Source organism: Streptomyces sp. NPDC001914 (genome assembly GCF_042891215.1).
Lineage (GTDB): Bacteria > Actinomycetota > Actinomycetes > Streptomycetales > Streptomycetaceae > Streptomyces.
Map to the genome: position 1 here is coordinate 1 of NZ_JBIASW010000022.1, position 18,200 is coordinate 18,200.

The following is an 18,200-nucleotide window of genomic DNA, read 5'->3' on the forward strand; positions in this document are numbered from 1 at the left end:
GGAGGGGACGTGCCGGTACATCGATGGCCGTCGCCACTAACGGTCACTTCTCCGCCCGACAGCGACGGCCTGATGCACCGGCACGGCCCCGACCCACCCACCGGCGGAACCCGCGACGCCCACCGGTGACGGCCCCGACCCACCCACCGGACCGAACCCGGAGCCGGACCCCGTGACACCGCACGGTCGCGCCACAGGGCGGGCAGGGGGCCGTGTGCCTCTGCGGATACCGTCGGGGAGTGACCGAGCACGAAGCCTCCGACAGCGCCGCCCCCGAACTCTTCACCTGGGAGTTCGCCACCGACCCCTACCCGGCGTACGCCTGGCTCAGGGAGAACTCGCCCGTGCACCGCACGCGGCTGCCCAGCGGGGTGGAGGCCTGGCTCGTCACGCGGTACGCCGACGCCCGGCAGACACTCGCCGACCAGCGGCTGTCCAAGAACCCCGCGCACCACGACGAGCCCGCGCACGCGAAGGGCCGGACCGGGATCCCCGGGGAGCGCAAGGCGGACCTGATGACGCATCTGCTGAACATCGACCCGCCGGACCACACCCGGCTGCGGAAGCTGGTCAGCAAGGCGTTCACACCCCGGCGCGTGGCCGAATTCGCGCCCCGGGTGCAGGAACTGACGGATCAGCTCATCGACGGGTTCGCGGCCAGGGGATCCGCTGACCTCATCCACGAGTTCGCCTTCCCGCTCCCCATCTACGCCATCTGCGACCTGCTCGGCGTACCGCGCGAGGACCAGGACGACTTCCGCGACTGGGCGGGCATGATGATCCGGCACGGGGGCGGGCCGAGGGGCGGGGTCGCCCGGTCCGTGAAGAAGATGCGCGGATACCTCGCCGAACTCATCCACCGCAAGCGCGAGGCGCTGACCGCCGAGCCCGAGCCGGGCGAGGACCTCATCTCCGGGCTCATCCGCGCCTCCGACCACGGCGAGCACCTGACCGAGAACGAGGCCGCCGCCATGGCCTTCATCCTGCTCTTCGCCGGTTTCGAGACCACGGTCAACCTCATCGGGAACGGGATGCACGCCCTGCTCACCCATCCCGGGCAGCGAGCACGGCTGCAGGCGTCCATCGAGGCGGGGGAGAGCGGACTGCTCGAGACGGGCGTAGAGGAACTCCTGCGCTTCGACGGGCCCGTGGAACTGGCCACGTGGCGGTTCGCGACCGAGGACGTGCGGATCGGCGGTCAGGACATCGCGGCCGGCGACCCCGTGCTCGTGGTCCTCGCCGCCGCGGACCGCGACCCGGAACGCTTCGAACAGCCGGACACGCTCGACCTCTCACGACGTGACCTTCAGCACTTGGGTTACGGCCACGGCATCCACTACTGCCTGGGTGCGCCGCTCGCCCGGCTGGAGGGACAGACCGCGCTCGGGACGCTCCTCAGCCGTCTTCCCGACATCCAACTCGCCGGAGAATCGGCCGATTTGCGCTGGCGCGGAGGCCTCATTATGCGTGGATTGCGTACGCTTCCTGTGGAGTTCACCCCGGTCAAATAGGACGCGATCGGTGCATCGGTGACCCTTCGCCGACCATGCCGAAGAGGCTCTTCCGCATACCGGAAGGAGAGCCCTTACGGCTACCGGAACATGACGCTCCGTCAAATCCGTGATCTTCACGTGATCAGTACTGCATCGACTTGTAACCAGCGTTCGAGTGCGACTACCTTCACCCATCAACAACGCGGCACCTGCGCCACTCGTTCAGCAGGAGTCGCGATGCTCCCCGCTGTCGCTCGAAAGGCTCTCGCATGCTCTCCGGGAACGGCCGTCACCGTCGCCCTCGTCAGGCCCCGGCTCTCATCGTCGCCGCAGGGGTGACCGGATCGGCGATCGCCATCCCGTTGCTCGCCGCGGCGAGCGCGAGCGCGGCCGACGGAACCACCTGGGACCGGGTGGCGCAGTGCGAGAGCGGTGGCGCTTGGAGCTCCAGCGACGGCAACGGCTACTACGGCGGCCTCCAGCTCGACCAGGACAACTGGGAGGCGCACGGCGGCCTCGACTACGCCCCGACGGCCGACCAGGCCAGCCGCTCGCAGCAGATAGCCGTCGCCGAGAAGGTGCTCGCCGACTCTGGCCTCAAGGCCTGGCCGACCTGCGGACCGCTCTCGGGCCTCAGCAAGGGCTCCGCCGGGATCGGCGTCGACACGGGTGTGGCCGGCGACTCGTCGAGCACCGGCGACGATTCCGATTCGTACATTTCGTCCGGTCTCGCCACTTCGCCCAGCTCCTCCCCTTCGGGTGATTCGTCCGGTTCGGGCGACTCCTCGGACGCGGGCGGCGACACCGCGACGCCCAGCGCCTCGCAGAGCTCCGACGGCTCGGACGCGGCGGCCGACAAGAGCGACAAGTCGGCCAAGTCGGGCAAGAAGGACGCCTCTTCGGCCCCGTCCGACGCGTCGACCGGCGGCACCGGGCGGCACCGCGGCGGGGACGCGGCGGAGAGCGCGGCCGACGCCGGCGCCGACGCCTCCACCGGGCGGCACGCCGCGAGCCCCGCGACCGAGACCGCCGACCCCGCGTACGTCGCGGACGCCATCGACAACCTCTGGAGCGTTTCCGACGCCCTTGGTCTCGAAAGCGGATGGGGCGATCTGCCCAAGGTGGACACGGGGGCGGACAGCAGCGGTCCCGGCCTCGTCATCCCTGGTCGAAGCATCGTGGACACGGCCGAAACGGTGCAGAAGTAGCGGGAGTTCACGTCACGGTTCGCTGTGGAATGTCCCATTTGGCGCAAGTGAGAGATGGGTCTCAGAAGCCCTGATCGTCTTTGAAATTCCGCCAATCGACTGCTTACGGTCGTGACCGCTCGCCACAGCGGGCCCCGACGGTCGCAACGCCGAATCCTGCCAACGGCCGTACGGGAACAGTCGTCGCGTCATGCGCCGTAGGCAGGAGCGGGGGACCCAAGGTAAGTGCCGGGCCCGGGAGTCGAGAGACATCCGGGAACGGCTCGGGGTGAAGCCGCGTGCCGGACGTCCTGGAGACAGGACGAAGGCATGCGGCCGGGCAACTCATTCGGCCCGAACCCGACAGCTCACCTCGCAGGCGTCGGTGAGGGGATCTCTCCATGCTGTTCTCCAGCAAGGGCAAGCACCGCCGCCCGAACAAGGCCACCCGTGTCGCCACGCTCGCCGGTGTCACCGGCGTCGCCATCGCCGCCCCGCTGATGGCGGCCGGCAACGCCTCCGCGGCCACCGCCTCCGAGTGGGACGCCGTCGCCCAGTGCGAGTCCGGCGGCAACTGGTCGATCAACACCGGCAACGGCTACTACGGCGGCCTGCAGTTCTCGTCCTCCACCTGGGCCGCGTACGGCGGCACCGCCTACGCCTCGACGGCCGACCAGGCCTCGAAGGCCCAGCAGATCACCATCGGCGAGAAGGTCCTCGCCGCTCAGGGCAAGGGCGCCTGGCCGACCTGCGGCACCGGCCTGTCGAGCACCCCCTACGGCGGCGGCTCGGCCCCGGCGGCCCCGTCGTCCTCCTCGTCCGACGCCTCGCAGAGCGCCCCGGCCACCCGTACGACGGAGCAGCCCGCCTCCCGTTCCGCGGAGCGCCCCGCCGCGCAGAAGACCGTCACCACCCCGACCGGCAAGAAGGTCAAGAAGGGTGACGGCGAGTACAAGGTCGTCAAGGGTGACACCCTCAGCTCGATCGCCGAGAAGAAGCACGTCAAGGGCGGCTGGCAGAAGCTGTTCAAGCTGAACAAGGACATCGTCGCCGACGCCGACTTCATCTACCCGGGCCAGCAGCTCCACCTGCACTGAGCGGTGCGGCACGCCGGCTGACCCGGCCGCTTTCGGCGGAGGGCGGCCGTGATTCCGGCACCGCCGCGACACCCGGCAGGCAACAGCCCCCTCGTGGGGGTCTCCGCACGCACCGGAGACCCGCCGAGGTTCCCGTCCCCACGGGCTCCCCGCTCCGGCGCGTGTTCCCCCGCACGCGCCGGAGCGGGGTTTTTTATTTCTTTTTTTGTTCCGTTCAGGAACAATATGTAGGCTCGGTCCGCTCAAGGGGTGGTCGATCGCTGGCCGATCCCCCTGAGCCGGTTAGGCTCATCCCGCGGGGCTGCCAAGCTCCGCGTACCCGCGTCACATCCCATAAGGAGATGCTCGTGCCGTCCATCGACGTCGTCGTAGCCCGGGAAATCCTGGACTCCCGAGGCAACCCCACGGTCGAGGTCGAGGTCGGCCTCGACGACGGCAGCACGGGTCGTGCCGCCGTTCCGTCCGGCGCCTCCACCGGAGCGTTCGAGGCCATCGAGCTTCGCGACGGTGACCCCAACCGCTACCAGGGCAAGGGTGTCGAGAAGGCCGTCCTCGCCGTCATCGAGCAGATCGGCCCGGAGCTCGTCGGCTACGACGCCACCGAGCAGCGCCTGATCGACCAGGCGATGTTCGACCTGGACGCCACCGACAACAAGGGCTCGCTCGGCGCCAACGCCATCCTCGGCGTCTCGCTCGCCGTCGCGCACGCCGCCTCCGAGGCGTCCGACCTGCCGCTCTTCCGCTACCTGGGCGGACCGAACGCGCACCTGCTGCCCGTTCCGATGATGAACATCCTGAACGGCGGCTCGCACGCCGACTCCAACGTGGACATCCAGGAGTTCATGATCGCCCCGATCGGCGCGGAGTCCTTCTCCGAGGCCCTGCGCTGGGGCGCCGAGGTCTACCACACCCTCAAGAAGGTGCTGAAGACCAAGGGCCTGTCCACCGGCCTCGGCGACGAGGGCGGCTTCGCCCCGAACCTCGAGTCCAACCGCGCCGCCCTCGACCTCATCCTCGAGGCCATCAAGGAGGCCGGTTACACCCCCGGCGAGCAGATCGCCCTCGCCCTCGACGTCGCCGCCTCCGAGTTCTACAAGGACGGCGTCTACACCTTCGAGGGCAAGGAGCGCTCCGCCGCCGAGATGACCGAGTACTACGCCGAGCTCGTCGCGGCGTACCCGCTCGTCTCCATCGAGGATCCGCTGTTCGAGGACGACTGGGCCGGCTGGAAGATCATCACCGACCAGCTGGGCGACAAGGTCCAGATCGTCGGCGACGACCTCTTCGTCACCAACCCGGAGCGCCTCGCCCGCGGCATCGAGGAGGGCTCGGCCAACGCCCTGCTCGTCAAGGTCAACCAGATCGGTTCGCTGACCGAGACCCTGGACGCCGTCGAGCTGGCCCAGCGCAACGGCTTCAAGTGCATGATGTCCCACCGCTCCGGAGAGACCGAGGACGTCACCATCGCCGACCTCGCGGTCGCCGTGAACTGCGGTCAGATCAAGACCGGCGCCCCGGCCCGCTCGGACCGCGTCGCCAAGTACAACCAGCTCCTGCGCATCGAGGAGATCCTCGACGACGCCGCGGTGTACGCCGGCCGCAGCGCCTTCCCGCGCTTCAAGGGCTGAGCCCAGCGCGTCCCAGGAAGCGTCCTCCGTACGTCCCCGTACCCGGTCCCGTACCGTGTGCGGGGACGTACGCACGTGAGGGGCCCGCACACGGCGGGCCGGTACTGGGGAGGCGGGACTCATGGCCGTGAAGGACCGGGACCGGTTCTCCACCTCGACCCGGCTGAAGCTGCTCGGCGAGCAGACGGCGGCCAGGGTCTACCGCTCCCAGACCAAACGGCAGGCCCGCCGCTCCCGGCTCACCGGCCGGGCCGCGCTGCTCGCCATGGTCCTGTGCTCCCTGATCGTCGCCCTCGCGTACCCGATGCGGCAGTACGTCTCCCAGCGCGCCCAGATCGGCGATCTGGAGCGGCAGCGGGAGCAGGCCCGGCAGCGGGTGGAGCAGCTGCGCGACCTCAAGGCGCGCTGGCAGGACGACGCGTACGCGAAGCAGCAGATCCGGCAGCGGCTGCACTATGTGATGCCGGGCGAGACCGGCTACATCGTGATCGACCCGGACGCCGCGAAGCAGTCCCGTGCCGAACGCGGCACCGCGGACCGCCCCTGGTACACCAATGTCTGGGACGGCGTGGACAAATCCGACGCCGCCGACCGCTGACGACCCATGAACTGACCAGAAAGACACGTGACTCACGGCATGGAAACGCCACCGCCCACCACCCCGCGCACCGAGCCCACCGACACCGACGTCGAGGCCTTCAAGCAGCAGCTCGGCCGGCCGCCGCGCGGGCTGCGCGCGATCGTGCACCGCTGCCCCTGCGGCCAGCCGGACGTGGTGGAGACGGCGCCCCGCCTCCCCGACGGCACGCCGTTCCCGACCACGTACTACCTGACGTGCCCGCGGGCCGCGTCCGCGATCGGGACGCTGGAGGCCAACGGGGTCATGAAGGAGATGACCGAACGGCTCGCCACCGACCCCGAGCTGGCCGCGGCCTACCGCGCCGCCCACGAGGACTACATCGCGCGCCGTGACGCGATCGAGGTCCTGGAGGGCTTCCCGAGCGCGGGCGGCATGCCGGACCGGGTGAAGTGCCTGCACGTCCTGGTGGCGCACTCGCTGGCCGCCGGTCCCGGCGTCAACCCGCTCGGCGACGAGGCCATCGCCATGCTGCCCGAGTGGTGGCGCAAGGGCGCCTGCGTCACCCTCACCGGCCAGGCGGCCTGCGAGGGAACGAAGGCCGGGGATCCCGCGGAGCCCACCGGCGCCGCCGGTTCCGCGGAGTCCGCCGGTTCCGCCGAGGCCCCGGGTTCCGCCGAGGACGGCCGGTGACCCGCGTCGCCGCCGTCGACTGCGGTACGAACTCCATCCGGCTCCTGGTGGCCGACGCGCACCCGCGGACGGGCGAACTCACCGACCTGGACCGGCGGATGACCATCGTCCGGCTGGGCCAGGGCGTCGACCGCACCGGCCGGCTCGCCCCCGAGGCGCTGGAGCGGACCTTCGCCGCCTGCCGCGACTACGCGCGCACCATCGAGGAGCACGGCGCCGAGCGGGTGCGCTTCGTCGCCACCTCCGCCTCCCGGGACGCCGAGAACCGGGACGAGTTCGTGCGCGGGGTGCTGGACATCCTCGGCGTCGAGCCGGAGGTCGTCACCGGGGACCAGGAGGCCGAGTTCTCCTTCACCGGCGCGACCAGGGAGCTCTCCGGGCGCGACGACCTCGCCACGCCCTACCTCGTCGTGGACATCGGCGGCGGCTCGACGGAGTTCGTCGTCGGCGCCGACGAGGTGCGCGCGGCACGCTCCGTGGACATCGGCTGCGTACGGATGACGGAACGTCACCTCGTGCGCGACGGCGTGGTCACCGACCCGCCCACGGCCGAGCAGGTCGCGGCCATGCGTGCCGACATCGAGGCCGCCCTCGACCTCGCCGAGGAGACGGTCCCGCTGCGTGAGGCGCGCACCCTGGTGGGTCTGGCCGGCTCGGTCACCACCATCGCGGCGATCGCGCTGGACCTCGCCGAGTACGACTCCGAGCGGATCCACCACTCCCGCGTCTCCGTCGAGCGCGTCCGCGAGATCACCGAGTGGCTGCTGCGCTCCACCCACGCCGAGCGCGCGGCCGTCCCCTCGATGCACCCCGGCCGGGTCGACGTGATCGGGGCCGGGGCTCTCGTCCTGCTCTCGATCATGGAGCGCACCGGGGCCGGGGAGGTCGTGGTCAGCGAGCACGACATCCTCGACGGCATCGCCTTCAAGGTGGCGGAGGAGGCCGAAGCCGCCCGGCAGGGCGACTGACGCCGGCAGGGCGCGGCCCGCGTCCCGTGAGGCGTCGGGAACGGGTGTGAGGCGGCCCCTGCTCCCCTTCCGGGGCCGGGGCCGTCCGCGGTCCCCGGCGCGGCCGGAGAGGGCTCCGGGAGGCCGTGCGGGGCCGTGCCGCACGGCGTGGCACCGGTCTCCTTTGCTACTGATCAGTAGCCTCGGCTGAGCGGGTCGGATAGCGTATGAGCATGCCGGAAGGGGTCCTGGAGACCCTTCGGCGAGGCTCCGCCGAGAAACTTCGTGAAGTTCTTCACAAGGAAAAAGGTCCTGCTGGGCGACGAAGGGGCCACTTGGGCCCTTCCGGAGGCCCGGACCGGTCCGGCAGCATGATCGGTGAAGCGTTGCGGCCGCGTTTCGGCGCGATGAAACACACGTGTGGTCCGCTCGGCCGAACGGGTCGGGCCGCAGCTCACACGGTGTTGACAACGGTACGAACCGTACGGCGGTCCACCCCCGCCGACATGGCCTCCGTCGCGGGGGCCGCGGAGTGTAGCAGAGGGCCTGTCCGAGCTTGTGAAGGGGCGCACGAGCGACCCCCCTGAAGCAGGTGGATACTCGATGGCATGAGCACCACGGAGCGTCCCAGGATCCTCGTAGTAGGCGGTGGGTACGTAGGCCTGTACGCAGCTCGGCGCATCCTCAAGCAGATGCGCTACGGAGAGGCGACCGTCACGGTCGTCGACCCCCGGTCGTACATGACCTACCAGCCCTTCCTCCCCGAAGCAGCCGCCGGCAGCATCTCCCCGCGGCACGTCGTCGTCCCGCTGCGGCGTGTACTTCCCAAGGCGGAGGTCCTCACCGGCCGGGTCACCACCATCGACCAGGACCGCAAGGTCGCCACGGTCGCCCCCCTCGTGGGCGAGGCGTACGAGCTGCCTTTCGACTACCTCGTCATCGCGATGGGCGCGGTCTCCCGCACCTTCCCGATCCCCGGTCTCGCCGAGCAGGGCATCGGCATGAAGGGCATCGAGGAGGCCATCGGCCTGCGCAACCACGTTCTCGAGCAGCTCGACAAGGCCGACTCCACCACGGACGAGGACGTCCGCCGCAAGGCGCTGACCTTCGTCTTCGTGGGTGGCGGCTTCGCCGGCGCCGAGACCATCGGTGAAGTCGAGGACATGGCCCGCGACGCGGCCAAGTACTACAGCAGCGTGTCCCGCGAGGACATGCGCTTCATCCTCGTCGACGCCGCGGACAAGATCCTTCCAGAGGTCGGCCCCAAGCTCGGCCAGTACGGCAAGGAGCACCTGGAGAGTCGCGGCGTGGAGATCTACCTCTCCACCTCCATGGACTCCTGCGTCGACGGCCACGTCGTGCTGAAGAACGGCCTCGAGGTCGACTCCAACACGATCGTCTGGACGGCCGGCGTCAAGCCGAACCCCGTTCTCTCCCGCTTCGGTCTGCCGCTCGGCCCGCGTGGCCACGTGGACACCCAGACCACCCTCCAGGTGCAGGGCACGGACTACATCTGGGCCGCGGGCGACAACGCCCAGGTGCCGGACGTCGCCGCCCGCAAGGCCGGTGTCGAGAACGCCTGGTGCCCGCCGAACGCGCAGCACGCGCTGCGTCAGGCCAAGATCCTCGGCGACAACGTCATCTCCGGCATGCGGGGCTTCCCGCAGAAGGAGTACGCGCACGCCAACAAGGGCGCCGTGGCCGGTCTGGGCCTGCACAAGGGCGTCGCGATGATCGTCATGGGCAAGATGAAGATCAAGCTCAAGGGCCGTCTCGCCTGGTACATGCACCGCGGCTACCACGGTCTGGCCATGCCGACCTGGAACCGCAAGATCCGCGTCTTCGCGGACTGGACGCTCGCGATGTTCCTCAAGCGCGAGGTCGTCTCCCTGGGCGCCATGGAGACTCCGCGCGAGGAGTTCTACGAGGCCGCCAAGCCGGCTCCGGCCGCCCCGGCGCCCGCCGTCAAGACCGAGGAGAAGGCCAAGGCCTCCTGACCCTCCGGTCACCGAACGCCCCGAAGGGGCCGCCCGCCATCCGTGGTGCGGGCGGCCCCTTCGGCGTTCCCGCTCCCGCGCGGCCCGGCGCGCACGGGGCACCCCTCAAAGCATGGTGCGTACACACATTTTGCGAATCTGTGTCGTGGAAGGGGGACTGCGCGCCCAGGGGGTAGATGTTTACGGGGTGTCGGAGCGTTCGGGAGTGCTGTCTCGGAGGTGTACGCCATGCAGGACGCCGCACCGCGGCTCAAAGGTCTGGTCGAACAGTTGCTGGGAGCCCCGCTTCCCTTGCGCGTCCGTGCCTGGGACGGTTCCGAGGCGGGTCCGCCCGCGGCGCCGGCACTCGTCGTCCGCAACCGGCGGGCGCTGCGCCGACTGCTGTGGAAGCCGGGCGAGTTGGGGCTGGCCCGGGCCTGGGTCTCCGGCGACCTCGGCATCGAGGGCGACCTGTACACCGCCTTGGACCTGCTGTCCGGGCTCGTCTGGGAGCGCGGCGAGGACGCGCGCGGGCTGGGGGCGGCGCTGCGCGACCCCGAGGTGCGCGCCGCGGTCCGCGGGCTGGTGAGGATGGGCGGACTGCCGCTGCCGCCCGCCCCGCCCCGCGAGGAGATGCGCCGCCACCGCCATCTGCACACCCGGCGAACCGACCGGAGCGCCATCAGCCACCACTACGACGTCGGCAACGGCTTCTACGAGATCGTCCTCGGCCCGTCGATGGTCTACTCGTGCGCCTACTGGAAGGAGGGCGGCACCCTGGAGGAGGCGCAGCGCGACAAGCTCGAACTCGTCTGTCGGAAGCTGGCGCTGAAGCCCGGTCAGCGGCTCCTCGACGTCGGCTGCGGATGGGGCTCGATGGCCGTGCACGCCGCCCGGGAACACGGCGTGCGGGTGGTCGGGGTGACGCTGTCGCAGGAACAGGCCGCGTACGCCCGTAAACGGGTCGCGGACGAGGGTCTGACCGACCGTGTGGAGATCAGGGTGCAGGACTACCGGGACGTCACCGACGGGCCCTACGACGCGATCTCCTCGATCGGCATGGCCGAGCACGTCGGCGCCGAGCGCTACCTGGAGTACGCCGAGGTGCTCGGCCGTCTCCTCGCCCCCGGCGGGCGGCTGCTCAACCACCAGATCGGCCGGCGTCCGCAGCGCGACGAGTCGTCGTACGCCGTCGACGCGTTCATCGACGCCTACGTGTTCCCGGACGGCGAACTCGCTCCCGTCGGGACGACCGTGGCGCAGCTCGAACGGGCCGGCTTCGAGGTGCGTGACGTCGAGGCCCTGCGCGAGCACTACGCGCTCACCCTGCGCCGCTGGGTCGCCAACCTGGAGGCGGGATGGTCCCGGGCCGTCCGGCTCACCGGGGCCGGGCGGGCCCGCGTCTGGCGGCTGTACATGGCGGCGAGCGCGGTCGCCTTCGAGCGCAACGAGATCGGCGTCAACCAGGTCCTGGCGGTGAAGACTCCCCGGGCGTCCGGCGCGTCCGGGATGCCGCTGCGGGCGAGAACCTGGAACTGACGCGCCGGGATGCGCGCTCCGGGCGGCGGCCCGGAGACGCCGTGCCGTGCGGCGGCACGGCGCGGGGGAGGGGGTCACGTTCCGTCCGGAACGTGACCCCCTCCCCCGCGTCACCGGAGCCTTCGCTCAGGTCCGCTCGCGGTGTCCGCTCACTCGGACTTGATCGCCGTCAGCATGTTCAGACGGGCCGCCCGGCGGGCCGGCCAGAGCGCGGCCAGGACGCCGACGGTCGCCGCGAGGAGCAGGAAGAGCGCCATCCGGCCCCAGGGCAGCACGAGTTCGTACGTCGGCATCCTGCTGCCCAGCAACTCGCCGGCCGCCCAGCCGAAGAAGACGCCGAGACCGATGCCGAGGACGCCGCCGAAGAGCGAGATGACCAGGGACTCCAGGCGGACCATCCGCTTGATGCCCTTGTGGTCCAGGCCGATCGCGCGGAGCATCCCGATCTCCTGCGAGCGCTCGAAGACCGACATCGCGAGGGTGTTGATGACGCCGAGGACGGCGACGATCACCGCCATCGCCAGCAGGCCGTAGAGCATGTTCAGCATCAGCGTGAACATCTTGGCGATGCCGTCGGAGATGTCCTGCTTGTCCTGGACCGTGATGGCGGGGTTGTCGCCGAGGGCCTTCTCCAGCCGGTCCTTGGCCGCGGCCGAGGCGCCGCCCGCCGTCTTCACCATGACCTGCATGTCGGAGGCGTCACGCTGGTGCGGGGAGAGCGCGGCGTTGTCGAGGATGATGCCCCGGATCATCTCGTTGGCCTCGTACACCCCGGCCACGGTCAGGCGCTCCTTCGCGCCGTCCTCGTAGGAGACCTGGAAGTCCGAACCGGCCTTCCAGTCGTGGGACTTCGCCGTGTCCGAGTCGACCACGACCCGGGTGCCGCCGACCTCGAAGGCGCCGTCCGTGACGTCGAGTTCGGTGAGCTTGCCGATGGCCGAGCCGGTGACGCCGGTCAGGAACTCCGTCTGCCGGTCGATGCGGGCGGGCGCGTTGCGCAGCGGGCTGCTGTCGGTGACCCCGTCGACCGCGGCGAGCTTCTTCTCGACGTCCGGGGAGAGGGAGTTGCCGTTCGCCATCGACACGACGTAGTCCGCCTTGATCGCCGAACTGGCCATCTTGTCGATCGACTTCTGCAGGCTGCCGGCCATCACCGTCATGCCGGTGATCAGCGTGAGACCGATCATCAGGGCCGAGGCGGTGGCGGCGGTGCGGCGCGGGTTGCGCACCGAGTTCTGCCGGGCCAGCTTGCCGGAGATCCCGAAGACCCGCAGGACGGGGGCCGCGGCGGCGATCAGCGGCCGGGACAGCAGCGGGGTGAGGACGAAGACGCCGATGATGAGCAGCACGGCGCCGAGACCCATCGGGGCCTGGCCGTCCGAGCCGTCCATCGTCGTGGCGTAGAGGACCACGGCGACGCCCGCGGCCGCGAACAGGGCGCCGATCGTGTTCCGCAGGACCAGGGACTTGGTCGTCGCCTTCGCGTGGACGCTGCTCATCGCCGCGACCGGCGGGATCTTCGCGGCGCGCCGGCCCGGCAGCCAGGCGGCCAGCATCGTGACGAGGACGCCGACGAGCAGCGCCGTGGCGACGGTTCCGGGCGAGACGACCAGCGGGCCGTCCGGCACCGTGGCGCCGAGCGTGCCCATCAGGGAGCGCATCGCGGCGCCGATGCCGATGCCCGCGGCGAGCCCGCCGACGGCCGCCACCGCGCCGACCACGAACGCCTCGATCAGCACCGAGCGGGTGACCTGGCGGCGGGAGGCGCCGACGGCGCGCAGCAGCGCCAGCTCCTTGGTGCGCTGGGCGACCAGCATGGTGAAGGTGTTGGCGATGATGAAGGTGCCGACGAACAGCGCGATCCCGGCGAAGACGAGCAGGCCCGTCTTCATGCCGCTCATCGCCGCGGAGATCTGCTCGGCCTGGTCGTCGGCGAGCTGCCGGCCGGTGACGGTGGAGGCGGTGTCCTTCGGTACGACGGCGTCGAGGGCCTCGCGCAGCGCGCTCTGGCTGGTGCCCGGCGCGGCCTTCACGTCGATCTCGTCGTAGGAGCCGGCCGAGTGGAACAGCCGCTGCGCGGTCTTCGTGTCGAACAGGGCGAGGCTGCCGCCCGCGGCGACGTTGCCGTCGTCGGTGCGGAAGACGCCGGCGACGACGGGCCGAAGGACGGGGCCGTCGACCGACAGGCGTACGGTGTCGCCGACCTTGTAGCCGGCCCGCCTCGCGGTCTCGGAGTCGATGGCGATCTCGCCGGCGCCGTGCGGCGCGTGTCCGGCCGTCAGGGGATAGCGGGGGTCCTTCTCGCCCCAGAAGTTGCCGCCCTGGGACTGGAAGCCGCCGCCGATGAGCTTGCCGTCCTTGTCGGCGATGGCGGTGAAGCCGTTGACGACGCCGATCGCGGAGGCGGCTCCCGGCACCTGGGCGGCCTTGTCGAGCAGGGACCGCGTCAGCTTGTGCGTCCTGCCTATCGTGTCGCCCGAGTCGGCCGCGCTCTCGGGGCGGATGGCGACGTCGACCTGGTCGAAGCCCTTGGCGGAGCTCTTCTGGTAGGCGTCCGAGATGGTGTTGGTGAAGACCAGGGTCCCCGAGACGAAGGCGACGCCGAGGAGGACGGCGAGGACGGTCATCAGGAGCCTGGCCTTGTGCGCGAACACGTTGCGCAAGGCGGTACGGAACATGGGGTGTCTCAGTCCAGGTGTACGAGGAGTGGGGGCGTCGGGAGGGCTCGGCGCCCGCGTCAGCTAGTGCGGTTCTTGCCGTCGAACTCGGGGGTCCGGGGGTTTCCCCCGGGAAGGTTCCGCATGCGGTCGAGGACCGAGTCCGCGGTCGGCTCGTGCACCTCGTCGACGATCCGTCCGTCCGCGAGGAAGACGACCCGGTCCGCGTAGGCGGCGGCCACCGGGTCGTGCGTCACCATGACCACGGTCTGGCCGAGTTCGCGTACGGAGTTGCGCAGGAAGCCGAGGACCTCCGCGCCCGAGCGCGAGTCGAGGTTTCCGGTCGGCTCGTCGCCGAAGATGATCTCGGGGCGGGAGGCGAGGGCGCGGGCGACGGCGACGCGCTGCTGCTGGCCGCCGGAGAGCTGGGAGGGGCGGTGGCTCAGCCGGTCCGCGAGGCCGATCATCTTGATGACGGTGTCCAGCCACTCCTTGTCGGGCCTGCGGCCGGCGATGTCCATCGGGAGCGTGATGTTCTCCAGGGCCGTCAGCGTCGGCAGCAGGTTGAACGCCTGGAAGATGAAGCCGATCTTGTCCCGGCGCAGCTTGGTGAGCTGCTTGTCCTTCAGGGAGCCGAGTTCGGTGTCGCCGATGCGCACCGAGCCGGAGGAGAAGGTGTCGAGGCCCGCCACGCAGTGCATCAGCGTGGACTTGCCCGACCCCGAGGGGCCCATGATCGCGGTGAACTCGGCCTGCCGGAAGTCGACGCTGACCCGGTCGAGCGCGACCACCTGGGTCTCGCCCTGCCCGTAGACCTTCGACAGTTCCGTGGCGCGGGCTGCGACGGCGGTGCTTGTGCGGGCGGGGTGGGTGGTGGTCACGGGAGGGTGCTCCTGTCGGGACGAGGACGTTGCTGGGGACGTGTTCCATCGTCCGTGCCGATCCGGGGGATGTAGTCACCCGCTGTTCCGGTTCCGGGGGCAGCCTCGGGTCGGACCGCGAGCGGCGGTGTCATACCTGGGGATGACGGAGTTCCCTGAGAGCGGTCCGGGTCGGCGCCGGGGAGCGCGTGGCGCGCGGCCGTACTCCCGGGAGCGGGCCCGGGATCCGGTCCGGGGTTCGGCGTGATCGCGTTCGGACGGTGAAATTCCGTCAATTCGCGTACGCGGGCTCTGTGCGTCCGGGAGGCTGTTGGCAAGTGCTGACGGCCTGTGCAGCGTACTGATGCACCCTCAGACATCAATAAAATAAGACAACAGCGGTCCGCACGCCCGCTGTTCGGGTGATGCGCCCCGATAGGCTCGGAACCTCGATGCGGAGCCCATGGTCTGCCCGGATGGTGGAATGCAGACACGGCGAGCTTAAACCTCGCTGCCCCTCGCGGGCGTACCGGTTCAAGTCCGGTTCCGGGCACTTCCCGCCCCTGTGACGCAGGACGCGGGCCACAGTCGGAACACTCCGAGCGTGGCCCGCCGGCTGCATTCCCCCCTCGGTCCCCGCCCCTCTTCGCGGCACCCCGCTCAGCCGCCGGCGGCCGTCTCCCGGACGATGGACACCCGTGGCCGAGGCAGAGGTGAAGGAAGGTTCACCGGGCGAACGCGAGGGTCGCGAGCCGGTGCCGTGACGCGTCGCGAGCCGGTGCCGCGACGAGCGGTGTCACGGCTTCGTACCAGTGCGGGCGTACCAGAGGGCACACGCGTACGGTGGCACAACGAGGGAAAGATCCTCCTCAAGCACTAGGGTCATTCCTTTGCCTACCTATTACCCTTGAGGCCAAGGCCACGCACGGTGGCCATGGAGGAGTGAAATGAGGAGCAGTAACCCGGTCTTCTCGCGACGGGGGTTCAGCCGCGACAACGGCTACGCGGGCTTCAACGCGGCGCCGCAGGCCGGGGGACCCGCTGTCGGCACGCAGGGGAACCCCTACGCCCAGCAGGGCGGCAACCCCTACGCGCAGAACCCGTACGCGCAGAACCCCTACGCCCAGCAGGGCCTCCAGCACGGCGCTCCGCCGCAGGCCCCGGTCACCACCGGCCGTATGACGATGGACGACGTCGTCATGCGCTCGGCCATGACGCTCGGCACCGTCGTCGTCGGCGCCGTCCTGGCCTGGGCGCTGCTGCCGGTCTCCAGCACGAGCTACGGCCTGGCCATCGGCGCCGCCCTGGTCGCCTTCGTCCTCGCGATGGTGCAGTCCTTCAAGCGCAACGCCTCGCCCGCGCTGATCCTCGGTTACGCCGCCTTCGAGGGCGTCTTCCTCGGTGTGTTCAGCGAGATGTACAACGCGGCATGGTCCGGCGCGCCCTTCCAGGCCGTGCTCGGCACGATGGCCGTCACCGGCGCCACCCTCCTCGTCTACAAGGCGGGCTGGATCCGGGTGACCGCGCGGTACGCCCGCATCGGTCTGACCATCGCCATCGCGTTCGTCGCCGTCATGGCGGTGAACCTGCTGCTGGTGGTCTTCGGGGTCGCCCCGGACGGCGGACTGCGCAGCAACGGCCCGCTCGGCGCGATCGTCGGCATCCTGGCGATCCTGATCGGTGCGTTCTTCCTGACCCTCGACTTCAAGCAGATCGAGGACGGCATCGCCTACGGCGCGCCCAAGGAAGAGGCCTGGCTGGCCGCGTTCGGCCTGACCATGACGCTCGTCTGGATCTACGTCGAGATGCTGCGGCTGGTCGCCATCTTCAGCGGCGACGACTAGCCGCGCCGGCGGCCTGAGGGGCCGTCCGACAACGTGAAGGGCCCGCGAACCACCAGTTCGCGGGCCCTTCGTCATGGGTGCCGGTCGGCACGGGGGGTGTCGTCGGATGGCGGTCGTCTCGGTGGTGCGCGCTCACAGCAGTTTGCGCGCGGCCCTCCTCAGGTCGTACTCGTGGATGATCGCTTTGGCGTGGCCGTACGCGAGGTCGTGCTCGGCGCGGAGCCAGCTCACCTTCTCCTCGAAGCGGAAGAGGGCGGGGCCTTCGTCGACGGTGCGAAGCCAGTCGGAGATCTCACGACCGGTGCAATGGGGGATGCGGGCGAGCAGGTTGCGATGGGTCTCCTCGGAGAAGACTTGGGACATCGGCGCCTCCGAACGCAAAGGGGATGTAAGCCGGTCCTTCACGCCACCGTGCCTGAGGGTTGGGTTGTTGGCAACAGTCCCGCCGCTGCGCGTAGTCTCGCGGCGTGCTGGATACGACGCCGTTGACCCGAGCCGTGGACCACTTCGCCGACCGGTTGCGGGCCGCCCCGCAGAGCCGCCTGCAACGCAGCGCCGCGGCCGAGGCACTGGGGCTGGCCAGGGAGTTCGCGCTGCGCGCCCAGCGGGTCGAGGACCCGTCGGGGGAACCCCGGGAGATGCCCGACGCCGGGATGTTCGCCGCCGCCGACCAAATCACGGTCGCCGCGCACGACTTGGCCCTCGTACTGAAGAACGAGGAGGAACTGGCCGAAGCGGTCACGCTCGTGGCCGAGGCACAGAAACGCGCCGGGGTCTGACCTGATCGGCCGACTCCGGCGCGCGGTGCCCCCGCGGCCCGCCCCTGGGGGCGGGCGCTACAGCGACGCTATGACGCGGTCCGCGAGGATGTACACGCTCTCCTCGCCGAAGGAGAAGGTCAGCGCGTACGCGCCCGAGACGCCGGAGCCGCCGAGCAGGACGGGCGCCTCGCCCGCCGTCAGCGCCGCGGCGAGCCGCTGCGCGGTCTCGCGGTGGCCGGGGGTCATGCACAGGGTCGTGCCGTCGGCGAAGACGTAGACGTCGAGGGTGCCGAGCGGGCCGGGGCGGACGTCCGCCAGCTCCGTACGGGACTCGGCGAGCTCCTCCAGGCGGGCCACCGTGCGTTCGTGGTCGCCGACCACCGGTGACTGGACCGGGACGAAGTCCGGGTGCGAGGGGTGACGGCGGCGGGCCGCGGCGAGCTCCGGGGAGTCGCCGGCGGTGCCGGTCTGCTGGAGCTCCTCCAGGTCCGTGCCCGTCTCGGCCACCGGCTCCAGGTGATCGAGGCCCGCGAAGTCCGAGTGGCGCGGCAGGAACAGCTCGGTGTCCGGCAGCCCGAGCAGCGACGGCGCGTCGGAGGCGTCACGCGCCTCCTGGGCGGCCCAGAAGGCCCGCGCCTCGGCGAGCTCGCGTTCCCGCTCCTCGGCCAGCGCGTCGGCCACGGCCGTGCGTATCTCGTCCGCGTCGGCGGATCCTCGCGCCGCGGGCACCAGGGCCCGCGCCGCGCTTGCGCGGCTCGCGACGAGTTCGCTGTGCAGGGCTGCGACCTGCCGACGCACACCCCACAGGGTGCGCAGAACGGCGACGCCCACGGCCGCACTTGCGGCGGTGGCGAGCAGCAGAGCAATCGGCATGGCGCTCACTGACGTACTCCCGGTTCAAAGTCGGCCCCCGACTTCCTACATCAGCTTGAAGGGCGAAC

At 70.6% G+C, this 18,200-nt stretch carries 15 protein-coding genes, 1 tRNA gene and 1 riboswitch; of the genes, 12 read left to right on the top strand and 4 right to left on the bottom strand.

Going from position 1 to position 18,200, the window contains the following annotated elements; all coding sequences use genetic code 11:
• Positions 1-239: 239 nt before the first annotated feature.
• From ACFYYF_RS37340 to ACFYYF_RS37380, 9 genes are all read left to right on the top strand, one after another.
• On the top strand, positions 240-1,511 hold the full coding sequence (locus tag ACFYYF_RS37340) for a cytochrome P450 (protein WP_388782961.1): 1,272 nt from the start codon (positions 240-242) through the stop codon (positions 1,509-1,511).
• Positions 1,512-1,828: 317 nt separating this feature from the next.
• On the top strand, positions 1,829-2,701 hold the full coding sequence (locus ACFYYF_RS37345; RefSeq protein WP_388782964.1) for a transglycosylase family protein: 873 nt from the start codon (positions 1,829-1,831) through the stop codon (positions 2,699-2,701).
• A gap of 183 nt (positions 2,702-2,884) precedes the next feature.
• Positions 2,885-3,077: riboswitch (cyclic di-AMP (ydaO/yuaA leader) on the top strand.
• A gap of 4 nt (positions 3,078-3,081) precedes the next feature.
• Complete coding sequence (locus ACFYYF_RS37350; RefSeq protein WP_361684028.1) at positions 3,082-3,777, top strand: transglycosylase family protein; 696 nt, start codon at positions 3,082-3,084, stop codon at positions 3,775-3,777.
• A 341-nt stretch (positions 3,778-4,118) separates the two neighbouring features.
• Positions 4,119-5,405 (top strand): phosphopyruvate hydratase, encoded by a 1,287-nt coding sequence (gene eno, locus ACFYYF_RS37355; protein WP_361684031.1) that lies wholly within the window; start codon positions 4,119-4,121, stop codon positions 5,403-5,405.
• 121 nt (positions 5,406-5,526) lie between these two features.
• Positions 5,527-6,003 carry a septum formation initiator family protein gene (locus tag ACFYYF_RS37360; RefSeq protein ID WP_361684034.1) on the top strand — a complete coding sequence of 159 codons (477 nt, stop codon included), beginning with the start codon at positions 5,527-5,529 and terminating at the stop codon, positions 6,001-6,003.
• A 39-nt stretch (positions 6,004-6,042) separates the two neighbouring features.
• Positions 6,043-6,675, top strand: coding sequence for a DUF501 domain-containing protein (locus ACFYYF_RS37365; RefSeq protein ID WP_388782968.1), 633 nt, complete (start codon positions 6,043-6,045; stop codon positions 6,673-6,675).
• Positions 6,672-7,643 (top strand): exopolyphosphatase, encoded by a 972-nt coding sequence (locus ACFYYF_RS37370; RefSeq protein ID WP_388782970.1) that lies wholly within the window; start codon positions 6,672-6,674, stop codon positions 7,641-7,643. The genes ACFYYF_RS37365 and ACFYYF_RS37370 overlap by 4 nt, the downstream gene beginning before the upstream one ends.
• 587 nt (positions 7,644-8,230) lie before the next feature.
• Positions 8,231-9,619 (top strand): NAD(P)/FAD-dependent oxidoreductase, encoded by a 1,389-nt coding sequence (locus tag ACFYYF_RS37375; protein WP_326787331.1) that lies wholly within the window; start codon positions 8,231-8,233, stop codon positions 9,617-9,619.
• Between the two features lie 228 nt (positions 9,620-9,847).
• Positions 9,848-11,137, top strand: a complete 1,290-nt coding sequence (locus tag ACFYYF_RS37380; RefSeq protein WP_388782972.1) for a class I SAM-dependent methyltransferase — start codon at positions 9,848-9,850, stop codon at positions 11,135-11,137.
• Between the two features lie 149 nt (positions 11,138-11,286).
• Here the strand turns inward: ACFYYF_RS37380 and ACFYYF_RS37385 are convergent, their stop codons facing one another.
• Both ACFYYF_RS37385 and ACFYYF_RS37390 read right to left on the bottom strand, forming a co-directional pair.
• The gene (locus ACFYYF_RS37385; RefSeq protein ID WP_388782975.1) at positions 11,287-13,815 is read right to left on the bottom strand and encodes an ABC transporter permease; all 2,529 of its coding nucleotides are present in this window, start codon (positions 13,813-13,815) and stop codon (positions 11,287-11,289) included.
• 59 nt (positions 13,816-13,874) lie between these two features.
• Positions 13,875-14,675: an ABC transporter ATP-binding protein gene (locus tag ACFYYF_RS37390; protein ID WP_361684049.1), complete on the bottom strand. Its 801-nt coding sequence runs from the start codon at positions 14,673-14,675 to the stop codon at positions 13,875-13,877.
• 449 nt (positions 14,676-15,124) lie between these two features.
• On the opposite strand from ACFYYF_RS37390, the gene ACFYYF_RS37395 reads away from it, so the two are divergent.
• Together ACFYYF_RS37395 and ACFYYF_RS37400 are read left to right on the top strand one after the other, a co-directional pair.
• Positions 15,125-15,207, top strand: a tRNA-Leu gene (locus ACFYYF_RS37395).
• Between the two features lie 394 nt (positions 15,208-15,601).
• Positions 15,602-16,498 (top strand): Bax inhibitor-1/YccA family protein, encoded by an 897-nt coding sequence (locus ACFYYF_RS37400; RefSeq protein WP_361684052.1) that lies wholly within the window; start codon positions 15,602-15,604, stop codon positions 16,496-16,498.
• Between the two features lie 132 nt (positions 16,499-16,630).
• On the opposite strand, the gene ACFYYF_RS37405 is transcribed toward ACFYYF_RS37400, so the two are convergent.
• Positions 16,631-16,861 carry a DUF4287 domain-containing protein gene (locus ACFYYF_RS37405; RefSeq protein ID WP_103550712.1) on the bottom strand — a complete coding sequence of 77 codons (231 nt, stop codon included), beginning with the start codon at positions 16,859-16,861 and terminating at the stop codon, positions 16,631-16,633.
• A 104-nt stretch (positions 16,862-16,965) separates the two neighbouring features.
• Between ACFYYF_RS37405 and ACFYYF_RS37410 the strand changes: the two genes are divergently transcribed.
• Complete coding sequence (locus ACFYYF_RS37410) at positions 16,966-17,277, top strand: hypothetical protein (protein ID WP_326787337.1); 312 nt, start codon at positions 16,966-16,968, stop codon at positions 17,275-17,277.
• A gap of 57 nt (positions 17,278-17,334) precedes the next feature.
• Here ACFYYF_RS37410 and ACFYYF_RS37415 read toward each other — a convergent pair whose 3' ends face one another.
• The gene (locus ACFYYF_RS37415) at positions 17,335-18,132 is read right to left on the bottom strand and encodes a hypothetical protein (RefSeq protein WP_388782980.1); all 798 of its coding nucleotides are present in this window, start codon (positions 18,130-18,132) and stop codon (positions 17,335-17,337) included.
• Positions 18,133-18,200 lie beyond the last annotated feature (68 nt).

Coding starts and splice junctions, on each gene's coding strand:
- ACFYYF_RS37350 (WP_361684028.1), top strand. CDS start 3,082: ATGCTGTTCTCCAGCAAGGGCAAGCACCGCCGCCCGAACAAGGCCACC.
- eno (WP_361684031.1), top strand. CDS start 4,119: ATGCTCGTGCCGTCCATCGACGTCGTCGTAGCCCGGGAAATCCTGGAC.
- ACFYYF_RS37375 (WP_326787331.1), top strand. CDS start 8,231: ATGAGCACCACGGAGCGTCCCAGGATCCTCGTAGTAGGCGGTGGGTAC.
- ACFYYF_RS37380 (WP_388782972.1), top strand. CDS start 9,848: ATGCAGGACGCCGCACCGCGGCTCAAAGGTCTGGTCGAACAGTTGCTG.
- ACFYYF_RS37415 (WP_388782980.1), bottom strand. CDS start 18,132: ATGCCGATTGCTCTGCTGCTCGCCACCGCCGCAAGTGCGGCCGTGGGC.
- ACFYYF_RS37400 (WP_361684052.1), top strand. CDS start 15,602: ATGAGGAGCAGTAACCCGGTCTTCTCGCGACGGGGGTTCAGCCGCGAC.
- ACFYYF_RS37365 (WP_388782968.1), top strand. CDS start 6,043: ATGGAAACGCCACCGCCCACCACCCCGCGCACCGAGCCCACCGACACC.
- ACFYYF_RS37385 (WP_388782975.1), bottom strand. CDS start 13,815: ATGTTCCGTACCGCCTTGCGCAACGTGTTCGCGCACAAGGCCAGGCTC.
- ACFYYF_RS37405 (WP_103550712.1), bottom strand. CDS start 16,861: ATGTCCCAAGTCTTCTCCGAGGAGACCCATCGCAACCTGCTCGCCCGC.
- ACFYYF_RS37360 (WP_361684034.1), top strand. CDS start 5,527: ATGGCCGTGAAGGACCGGGACCGGTTCTCCACCTCGACCCGGCTGAAG.